At 76.7% G+C, this 11,231-nt stretch carries 1 protein-coding gene; it reads right to left on the bottom strand.

The window, feature by feature from the left end:
• Nucleotides 1-6: 6 nt before the first annotated feature.
• On the bottom strand, nt 7-11,193 hold the full coding sequence (locus HA073_RS08885; RefSeq protein ID WP_166456121.1) for a type I polyketide synthase: 11,187 nt from the start codon (nt 11,191-11,193) through the stop codon (nt 7-9).
• Nucleotides 11,194-11,231: the final 38 nt, after the last annotated feature.

Here is an 11,231-nt window from a genome sequence, read left to right as displayed (position 1 = left end):
TGGTGGTCACGACGTCTCCAGCTCGCGGTCGATCAGGTCGAAGATGTTCTCGGCGGTGGCCGACTCCAGGTCGTCGTCGCCGTCCGCGTCCGCCTGCCGCTCGGTCAGCCGGCCCAGCAGGCCGTGCAGCCGGTCGGTGATCCGGCGGAACTCGTCGTCGGCCGGGTCCAGCCCGACGAGCGCCGCCTCCAGCCGGTCGAGTTCCCGGCCCGCCGCCGACGGCTCACCGGCCGGGCTCGCCGGGGCGAACTGCCCGGCCAGGTGGACGGCGAGCGCCTCGGGCGTCGGGTTGTCGAAGACCAGCGTCGCCGGCAGCCGCAGCCCGGTGGCCGCGCCGAGCCGGTTGCGCAGCTCCACGGCGGTCAGCGAGTCGAAGCCGAGTTCCCGGAACGCGCGGGTCGGCTCGATGCCGGCCGGGTCGCCGTGGCCGAGGACGACCGCCACGTGCGCCAGCACCAGGTCGCGCAGGGCGCGTACCCGCTTGTCGTCGGGCAGGGCGCGCAGCGTCTCGGCGTACGCCTGCCCGTCGGCGGCCTCGCCGGCCGCGGCCCGGCGGCCGGCGGCGCGGACCAGGTTGGTCAGCAGCGGGTGTACGGGCGACCCGGGCGCGGCCACGCCGGTGGCGATCTTGGCGGGCATGAGTGTCGCCCGCTCCGAGCGCCAGAGGGCGTCGAACAGGGCGAGCCCCTCGGCGTCGGAGAGCGCCGCCATGCCGCCCCGGTCGAGGCGGCGGATGTCGGCCGAGTCGAGGTGGCCCGTCATGCCGCTGGCCTGTGCCCAGCGGCCCCACGCCAGCGCGACCGCCGGCAGGCCGAGGGCCCGCCGGTGCTCCGCCAGCGCGTCGAGGAACGCGTTGCCGGCGGCGTAGTTGCCCTGGCCCGGACCGCCGAACACGCCGGCGGCGGCGGAGAAGAGCACGAACGCGCTCAGGTCGTGGCCGAGGGTGGCCCGGTGCAGGTTCCACGCCACGTCGACCTTGGGCCGCAGCACCGCGGCGAGGCGGTCGGGGGTGAGCGACTCGACGGTGGCGTCGTCGAGGACGCCGGCGGCGTGCACGACGGCGCGCAGCGGGTGCCGCCGGTCCACCATGGACAGCACGTCCGCCACGGCGTCCGGGTCGGCCAGGTCGGCGGAGACGATCGACACGTCCGCGCCGAGCGCCTTCAGGTCGGCGAGCAGTTCGTCGGCGCCCTCGGCGTCCGGGCCGCGCCGGCTGACCAGCAGCAGCTGCCGGGCGCCGTGCGCGGTGACCAGGTGCCGGCAGAGCAGCGCGCCGAGGGTGCCGGTCGCCCCGGAGACCAGGACCGTGCCGTCGAGCCGGGGCGCCTGCGGAATGCTCAGGGCCAGCTTGCCGACGTGCCGGGCCTGGCTGAGGAAGCGGAACGCCTCGGGGGCGCGCCGGACGTCCCAGGTGCGCCGGGGCAGGGGCCGCAGCGCACCGGCGGCGAAAAGCGCCATCAGCTCGCCCAGCATCGCGCCGATCTTCTCCGGGCCGGCCTCGATGAGATCGAAGACCTGGTAGCTGACGCCCGGGTGGTCGGCGGCGACCCGCCGCGGGTCCCGCTTGTCGGTCTTGCCCATCTCGACGAACCGGCCGCCGTCGGCGAGCAGCCGCAGCGACGCGTCGACGTACTCGCCGCGCAGGGCGTTGAGCACCACGTCGACGCCCCGCCCGCCGGTGCGGTGGGCGAACTCGTCGGCGAAGTCGAGGCTGCGGGAGGAGGCGAGGTGCGCGTCGTCGAAGCCGGTGTCGCGCAGCGCCGGCCACTTGCCGGGGCCGGCCGTGCCGTAGACCTCCGCGCCGAGGTGGCGGGCGATCTGCACGGCGGCCATGCCCACGCCGCCGGCCGCCGCGTGCACGAGCACGGACTCGCCCGCGCGCAGCCGGGCGAGCTCCACCAGCCCGTACCAGGCGGTCAGGAAGACCACGGGCACGGCGGCGGCGTCGGTGTAGGACCAGCCGTCGGGGATGCGGGTGACCAGCCGGCGGTCGGTGACCGCCGCCGAGGCGAACGAGCCGGAGAAGATGCCCATCACCCGGTCGCCGGGGGCGAGGTCGGCGACGCCCGGCCCCACGCCGAGCACCACGCCGGCGCCCTCGTTGCCCAGCACCTCCTGGTCGGGGACCATGCCGAGGGCCAGCACCACGTCGCGGAAGTTCAGCCCGGAGGCGCGCATCCCGACCAGGACGTGGCCCGCCGGCAGTTCCCCGCCCGCCTCGGGACCGGGCAGCAGGGCGAGGTTCTCCAGCGTGCCCTTCTCGGTGACGTCGAGGCGCCACGGCACCTCGTCGGCGGGCAGCGGCAACACACCGGCGTCGCGGGCCCGGGCCAGCCGGGGCACGAGCAGCGCGCCGTCGCGCAGCGCGAGCTGCGGCTCGCCGGAGGCGACGGCCGCCGGGACGGCCGCCAGGGAGGCGGCGGCGTCGTCGGTGTCGAGCAGCGTGAACCGGCCGGGGTGCTCGGACTGCGCCGAGCGGACCAGCCCCCACAGGCTCGCCCGGGCCAGGTCGCAGGGGGCCTCGCCCGGGGCCGCGCCGACCGCGCCCCGGGTGTGCAGCACGAGCCGGGACCGCCCCAGCCGGGGCTCGCCCAACCACTGCCGCACCAGCGCGAGGGCGTCGCGGGCCGCGTCGTGCGCGGCCTCACCGGCCCGCTGCGGGTCCGACTCCGCGCCGGAGCGCAGATCCAGCACCACATCGGGTACGTCCCCGGACTCCCCGATCTCGGCGACCAGCGCCGCCAGGTCGGCGTGGGACCGCACCGGGTGCCCGGCGGCGGCGAGCGCCCCGGCGAGGCCGAGGGTGTCGTCGCCGAGCAGCGCCCAGCGGGCCTCCCCGGCCGCCGCCCCGGTGTCCGTCAACGGCGTCCAGTCCAGGTGGAACACCGACGTGCGGCGCAGGGCGGCGCCCTCGTCGGCCCGGCCCGCGGCGACCGGGCGGAACGTCAGCGACTCGACGGTGGCGACCGGCTGGCCGGCGGTGTCGGCGAGCGTGACCGCGACGGTGTCCGGGCCGAGCGGGCGCAGCCGCGCCCGCAGCCGGGTGGCGCCGTGGGCGTGCAGGGCGACCGAGCGGAAGGCGAACGGCATCCAGCCCGCCCCCGAGGTGTCCGCCGCGTCGCCGAGCAGGGCGGTGACGCCGCTGGCCTGGAGGGCCGCGTCGAACAGGGCCGGGTGCAGCCCGAAGCGGGACGCGTCGGCGCTCGCCTCCTCGGGCAGGGCCACCTCGGCGTAGACCTCGCCGTCGCCGCGCCACACCCGGCGCAGCCCCCGGAAGGAGGGGCCGTAGCCGAGGCCGCCCTCGGCCGTCTGCACGTACCAGGCGTCCAGGTCGGCGTCGACCTCGACGGCGTCGGCCGGCGGCCACTGCCCCGGTACGGCGGTCGGGGCGGGCAGCTGCGGCAGGAGGAGTCCCTCGGCGTGCCGGGTCCACTCGGCGTCGGCGTCCTCTTCGCGGCGGGAGTGCACGGTGACGCTCCGCTCGCCGGTGTCGGCGGGCGGGCCCACTCGTACCTGCACCTGCACCGCGCCGGTCGCGGGGAGCACCAGCGGGTTGATCAGCGTCAGGTCGCCCACCTGGCCGGCGTCGACCTCGTCGCCGGCCCGGACCACCATGTCGACGACGCCGGTGCCGGGGACGATCACCGCCCCGCCGACGGCGTGGTCGGCCAGCCACGGGTGGGTACGCACCGACAGCCGCCCGGTCAGCACCACCGTCCGGTCGTCGGCGACGGGTACGGCCGCGCTGAGCAGCGGGTGCCCGGTGTCCTGGAGGCCGGCCGAGGCGACGTCGCGTACGCGGTGCGCGGGCGCGTCCAGCCAGTAGCGTCCCCGTTCGAAGGCGTAGGTGGGCAGTGCCACCACGTCGGTCTCGGCGAGGACGGCCGTCAGGTCGACGGGCAGGCCGATCGCGTGGGCGGTCGCCAGGTTGGTCAGCAGCCGCGTCGGATCGTCGTCACCGCGGCGCAGGCTGCCCAGCGTGTGCCCGGTCGCGCCGGCGTCGTCCAGGATCGCCGTGACCGGCATCGTCAGCACCGGATGCGGTGAGATCTCGACGAACGTCGTGTGACCCGCCTCGACGGCCACCCGGACGGCGGCCTCGAACTGGACGGTCTGCCGCAGGTTGTCGTACCAGTAGCCGGCGTCCATCGAGGACGGGTCCACCCAGTCCCCGGTGAGGGTGGAGACGAGCCGGACGTTGCCCTGTCGCGGCGTCACGTCGGCCAGGTCGGCGCGCAACCGCTCCGCCACCTCCTGCACCGCCACGGAGTGCGACGCGTAGTCCACCGGGATCAACCGCGCCCGCACCCCGTCGGCCTGACACGCCTCCACCAGATCCGCGACCGGCTGCGGCGGACCCGACACCACCACCGTCGACGGACCGTTCACCGCCGCCACCCCGACACCCGGGAACGCCGACAGCCGCTCAGCCACCGCCTCCGCCGACAGGTCCACCGACGCCATCGTCCCCGTGCCCCGCAGCACCGTCAGCGCCCGCGACCGCAACGCCACCGCCTTCGCCGCGTCCCCCAGCGACAGGATCCCCGCCACACACGCCGCGCCGATCTCACCCTGCGAGTGACCGACCACCGCCGCCGGGGTGACCCCGGCGTGCTGCCACACCGCCGCCAGGGCCACACCAACAGCCCACAGCACCGGCTGCACGACCTCCACCCGCGCCAGCCACGACTCGTCGTCACCGGTCAACACCGCAACGAGGTCCACATCGAGGTACGGGGCCAGGGCCCGCTGACAATCCGCCAGACGCGCGTCGAACACCGGCGCACGACCCACCAGACCCGCCGCCATCCGCGCCGACTGCGCACCCTGACCCGGGAACACGAACACCGCACCCGCGCCATGCGACAGAGCCGCCGCCGCGACCACGTTGCCGGCCGGCGACCCCGACGCCAGAGCGTCCAGCCCCGCCAGCAACTCCTCCGCGCTCGACCCGACCACGACCGCCCGCTGGTCGAACGTCGACCGGGTGGCGGCGAGGGACCAGCCCACAGCCGCCGCGTCCACCTCGCCGTGCTCGCGCACGTACTCCGCCAGGCGAGCCGCCTGGCCGGTCAGGGCGCCCTTCGAACGTCCCGACAGCGGCCACACCACGACGTCGGAGGCAACGAGCCCGGGGCCCTGCTCGGCCGGAGCGGCAGCCACGGCCTGCGGCTCGTCGGCCTGTTCGATGATCACGTGGGCGTTGGTGCCGGACATGCCGAACGACGACACCGCCGCCCGGCGCGGCCGGTCCACCACCGGCCAGGGCCGCGACTGCGTGGCCAGTTCCACCGCGCCGGAGGTCCAGTCGATGTGCGGCGACGGCTCGTCCACGTGCAACGTCGCCGGTACCACGCCCTCCCGCATCGCCAGCACCATCTTGATCACACCGGCGACGCCCGAGGCGGCCTGCGTGTGGCCGATGTTGGACTTGATCGAGCCGAGCAGCAGCGGCTCGCCGCCCTCGCGGTCCTGGCCGTAGGTCGCCAGCAGGGCCTGCGCCTCGATCGGGTCACCGAGCGTCGTGCCCGTGCCGTGCGCCTCGACCACGTCGACATCCGCGCTGCCCAGCCGGGCCCCCGCGAGGGCCTGGCGGATCACCCGCTGCTGCGACGGGCCGTTCGGGGCGGTCAGCCCGTTCGAGGCGCCGTCCTGGTTGACCGCCGACCCACGCACCACCGCCAGGACCCGGTGCCCGTTGCGCCGCGCGTCCGACAGCCGCTCCACCAGCAGCACGCCCACACCCTCGCCCCAGCCCGTGCCGTCCGCACCCGCCGCGAACGCCTTGCACCGGCCGTCGGCCGCCAGGCCCCGCTGCCGGGAGAACTCGAAGAAGGTGCCGGGGGTGGCCATGACCGTGACGCCGCCGGCGAGGGCGAGGTCGCACTCGCCACGCCGCAGCGACTGCACCGCCAGGTGCAACGCCACAAGCGACGACGAACACGCCGTGTCCACCGACACCGCCGGCCCCTCCAACCCCAACGCGTACGCCACCCGGCCCGACACCACACTGGCGGCGTTGCCCGTGGCCCCGAACCCTTCGGCCTGCTCCCCCGCAGCCATCAGCAGGGCCCCATAGTCCTGACCATTCGTGCCCACGAACACCCCTGTTCGCGAACCCCGCAGAACCCCAGGCGCAACCCCTGCCCGCTCGACCGCCTCCCACGAAACCTCCAGCAACAACCGCTGCTGCGGATCCATCGCCGCCGCCTCGCGCGGCGAGATCCCGAAGAAACCGGGATCGAACTCGCCCGCCCCGTGCAGGAAGCCGCCCTTGTCGGCGTACGTGGTGCCGGGATTGGCCGGGTCGGGGTCGTAGAGCCGGTCGAGGTCCCAGCCCCGGTCGGTCGGGAAGTCGCCGATCGCGTCGACGCCGTCGGCGACGAGGCGCCACAGCCGTTCGGGGCCGTTGACGCCGCCGGGGTAGCGGCAGGCCATGGCGACGATGGCCACCGGCTCGTCGTCGCCCACGGCGGCCGGGACGGCGACGGGAGCCGCCCCGGCGTCGGCGCCGAAGAGGCCGGCGAGCAGGAAGCGGGCCAGCACCACCGGGGTGGGGTGGTCGAAGACCAGGGTGGTGGGCAGCGCCTGCCCGGTGGCGGCGACGAGCCGGTTGCGCAGCTCCACGGCGGTCAGCGAGTCGAAGCCGAGGTCGCGGAACGCGGTGGTCGCGCCCACGGCGGCAGCCCCGCCGTCGTGGCCGAGCACGTCGGCGGCGAGTTCGCGGACCAGGTCGGCGACGGTCTCCTCGCGGCGGGCCGGGGTCAGCGCGGCGAGGCGCCGGCGCAGCGTGGCCGCCGGGCCGTCGTCGCCGTCGTCGGCCGCGGCGCCGCCGTCTAGGGCGGCCCGCGCCTCCGGTACGCCCTCCAGCAGCGGCCGGCGGCGCGCGGAGGCGTACGCGGGGGCGAACCGGGTCCAGTCCACGTCGGCCACCGTCACTGTGACGTCGTCGTGGTCGAGGGCCTGCTGCAACGCGGCCATGGCGACGGCCGGGTCCATGGCGGGCAGGCCCCGGCGGCGCAGGTTGCGCTCGGCGTCGGCGGCGTGCATGCCGCCGTCGGACCAGGGGCCCCAGGCGATGGCTGTGCCGGCCCGGCCGTCGGCGCGCCGCCGCCGCACCAGCGCGTCCAGGTAGGCGTTGCCGGCCGCGTACCCGGCCTGCCCGCCACTGCCCCAGGTGGCGGCGATGGACGAGTAGACGACGAAGGCGTCCAGCTCCCGGTCGGCGAGCAGGTCGGCGAGGTGGGTGGCCCCGGCGGTCTTGCCGACTGTCACCTCGGCCAGCTCGGCGGGGGTGACCTCGGCCAGCGGGGTGGCCTGCGCGACGCCGGCGGTGTGCACGACGGTGCGCACCGGCGGGCCGTCGGCCTCGACCCGGTCGAGCAGGTCGGCGAGGGCGGCCCGGTCGGCGATGTCGCAGGCAGCGACGGTGACCCGGGCCCCGAGGGCGGCCAGCTCGGCCTCCAACTCGGCGGCGCCGGGGGCGTCGGGTCCGCGCCGGCTGACCAGCACGACGTGCTCGGCTCCGGCGGCGGCGAGCCAGCGGGCGGCGCGCGCGCCGAGCCCGCCGGTGCCGCCGGTGACCAGGGCGGTGCCGGTGGGCGTGAACCGGCGCGCCGGCGGACGGTCGCCGAGGGCGGCGCGGACGAGGCGGCGGGCGAAGACGCCGGGGCCGCGCACGGCGAGCTGGTCCTCGCCGGTCGAGCCGGTGAGGATCGCGGCGAGCCGGAAGGCGGCCCGGTCGTCGGGGTCGGACGGCAGGTCGACCAGGCCGCCCCAGCGGTGCGGCGCCTCGACGCCGACGACCCGGCCGAGGCCCCAGATCGCGGCCTGCGCCGGGTCGGCGAGCCGGTCGTACGAGGCGGCGGCGACCGCGCCCCGGGTGACCAGCCACAGCGGCGCTGCCACGCCGGCGTCGCCGAGCGCCTGCACGAGGGCGAGGGTGGCGGTCAGGCCGGGCAGGACGGTGCCGTCGGCGGTGCGTGGTTCCCCGGCGAGCAGGGACACGACGCCGGCGGGCTCGGTGCCGGCGAGGGCCGCCGCGAGGCCGGCCCGGTCGGCGTCCGGCTCCACCGTCAGCGGCAGCACGTCGGCGCCGGCGCCGGTCAGCGCGGCCCGGACGGCCCGCGCCGCCGGGTCGTCGGCGTCGTCGGCGGGCAGCGCCAGCAGCCAGGTGCCGGCCAGCCGGGCGGGGGCGGGCTCGGGGGCCACCTGCCATTCCTCCCGGTACCGCCAGCCGTCGAGGACCGAGTGTTCCTGCCGCTGCCGCCGCCAGTCGGCGAGGACGGGCAGCAGGGTACGCAGCGACTCGGCGGCGGCGGTGTCGGTGACGGCGAGGGTGTCGCGCAGCGCGTCGAGGTCGGCGCGTTCGACGGCCGCCCAGAACCGGCGGTCGAGCGCGCCGGCCCCGCCCGTCGTGGTGTCGTCGGCGGGCGCCTCGGCCGGCACCCAGTAGTGCTGCCGCTCGAACGGGTAGGTGGGCAGGTCGACGAGCCGGCCGGGCCGGCCGGCGAGGACGTCCGCCCAGTGCGGCGGCGTGCCGGCGACGTGCAGTTGGGAGAGGGCGGCGAGCAGGGCACGGCGGTCCGGGCGGTCCCGGCGCAGCACCGGCACCACCACGGCGGAGGCGGCGTCGGTCTCGATCCCGGCGAGGGTCTCCTGGACGCTGGCGGTGAGCACGGCGTCCGGCCCGACCTCCACGAAGGTGCCGACGCCGTGGGCGCGCAGGGCGCGTACGCCGTCGGCGAAGCGGACCGCCTCCCGGACGTGGCGCACCCAGTAGCCGGGGTCGGTGAGCTGCGCCGGGTCGGCCAGCTCGCCGGTCACGTTGGACACCACCGGCAGGGTGGGGGCGCGCAGGTCGAGGCGGGCGGCGACGGCAGCGAACTCGGCGAGCATCGGCTCCATCAGCGGGCTGTGGAAGGCGTGGCTGACCCGCAGCCGCCGCACCTTCACCCCCCGGCCGGTCCAGAGTTCCGCCAGCTCGTCGATGGCCGCCGCGTCGCCGGAGACGACGACGGCGTCGGGGCCGTTGACGGCGGCGACGGCGACCCGGCCGGTCAGCGCGGCGATCGACTCGGCGACCCGGGCCTCGTCGGCGGCCACGGCGAGCATCGCGCCGCCGGTGGGCAGGTCCTGCATGAGCCGCCCCCGGGCGGCGACGAGGGCGCACGCGTCGTCGAGGCTGAGCACGCCGGCCACGTGGGCGGCGGTCAGCTCGCCGACGGAGTGCCCGGCGACCATGTCGGGGGCCAGGCCCCAGGAGCCGAGCAGCCGGTGCAGCGCCACCTCGACGGCGAACAGCGCGGCCTGGGTGAAGACGGTCTGGTCGAGCAGGTCGGCCTCGGCGGTGCCGGGCTCGGCGAACAGCAGCGGCTTCAGCGGCCGGGGCAGCCGGTGGTCGAGGTGGCCGCAGACCTCGTCGAGCGCCTCCGCGAAGACCGGGTACGCCTCGTACAGCTCCCGGCCGGCGCCGGCGCGCTGGGCGCCCTGGCCGGAGAACAGGAACGCGACCCCGCCGCGTTCGGCGGCGGCGCCGGTGACCAGCCCGGGGGCGGGCCGGTCGTCGGCGAGGGCGTGCAGCGCGGCGAGCAGGCCGTCGCGGTCGTCGGCGAGCACGACCGCCCGGTGCTCCAGGGGCGAGCGGGAGACCGCCGAGGTCCAGGCGACGTCGGCCGGGCGCAGGTGCGCGTCGTCGGCGACGTAGGCCGACCAGCGCTCGGCCTGGCGGCGCAGCGCGGTGCGGGTGCGGCCGGTGAGCAGCACCGGCGCGGGCGCGGGCGGCACCGGGTGGTCCGCCTCGACGTCGGCCGGTTCGGGCTGTTCGAGGATGAGGTGGGTGTTGGTGCCGCTCATCCCGAACGACGAGACGGCGGCCCGGCGCGGCCGGTCCACGGCCGGCCACGGCGTGGCCTCGGTGACGAGGGTGACCGCGCCGGCGGCCCAGTCCACGTGCGGGGTGGGCTCGTCGACGTGCAGGGTGGCCGGCACGACGCCGTGCCGCATCGCCAGCACCATCTTGATCACACCGGCGATGCCGGCGGCGGCCTGGGTGTGCCCGATGTTGGACTTGATCGAGCCGAGCAGCAGCGGCGCGGCGTCGCCCCGCTCCCGGCCGTACGTGGCGAGCAGCGCCTGAGCCTCGATCGGATCGCCGAGGGTGGTGCCGGTGCCGTGCGCCTCCACCACGTCGACCAGGTCGGGGGTGAGCTTCGCGCCGGCCAGGGCCTGCCGGATGACCCGCTGCTGGGACGGGCCGTTGGGGGCGGTGAGGCCGTTCGACGCGCCGTCGGAGTTGACCGCCGAGCTGCGGATGACGCCGAGCACGGGGTGGCCGTTGCGGCGGGCGTCGCTGAGCCGTTCCAGCAGCAGCATGCCGACGCCCTCGGACCAGCCGGTGCCGTCGGCGGAGGCGGCGAACGACTTGCACCGGCCGTCGGCGGCGAGGCCGCGCTGCCGGGAGAACTCGACGAACGGGCCGGGGGTGGCCAGCACGGTCGCGCCGCCGGCCAGGGCGAGGCCGCACTCGCGCTGGCGCAGCGCCTGGCAGGCGAGATGGATGGCGACCGACGCCGACGAGCAGGCGGTGTCCACGGTGACCGACGGGCCTTCGAGGCCGAACGTGTACGCCAGCCGACCGGACACGACACTGGCGGCGGTGCCGGTCAGCACGTACCCCTCGACGCCGGGCGCCCGGTGCAGCACGGCGGCGTAGTCCTGCCCGGAGGTGCCCACGAAGACGCCGGAGCGGCTGCCACGCAGCGACAGCGGGGCGATGCCGGCGCGTTCGAACAGCTCCCAGGTGACCTCCAGCAGCAGCCGCTGCTGCGGGTCCATGGCGACCGCCTCACGCGGCGAGATACCGAAGAGCGCGGCGTCGAACTGCCCCGCGTCGCGCAGGAACCCGCCGGCGGTGGTGTACGAGGTGCCGGCGTTGTCCGGGTCGGCGTGGTAGAGCCGGTCCAGGTCCCAGCCGCGGTCGGTGGGAAAGTCGCCGATGGCGTCCCCGCCGGACGAGACGAACTCCCAGAGCTCCTCCGGCGAGCTGATGCCGCCCGGGTAGCGGCAGCTCATCGCCACGATCGCCACCGGCTCGGACTCCTCGGCGGTGACCTCGCGCAGCCGTTGGCGGGTCTGCTGCAGCTCGGCGACGACGCGCGTCAGGTATTCGCGCAGCCGATCTTCGTCCGCCATGACATCTCGCTTTCTCGTGACACCACAGATCCCGGGCG

Origin of the sequence: Micromonospora sp. CMU55-4 (assembly GCF_011602315.1) — a bacterium.
Classification (GTDB): Bacteria; Actinomycetota; Actinomycetes; order Mycobacteriales; family Micromonosporaceae; genus Micromonospora; species Micromonospora chalcea.
Note: the sequence above shows the minus strand (reverse complement) of the source record. Positions and strands in the feature narration are given on the sequence as shown.

Bases quoted from the DNA above. Each gene is read 5' to 3' on its own strand.
- HA073_RS08885 (WP_166456121.1), bottom strand. From the start codon at position 11,193: ATGGCGGACGAAGATCGGCTGCGCGAATACCTGACGCGCGTCGTCGCC.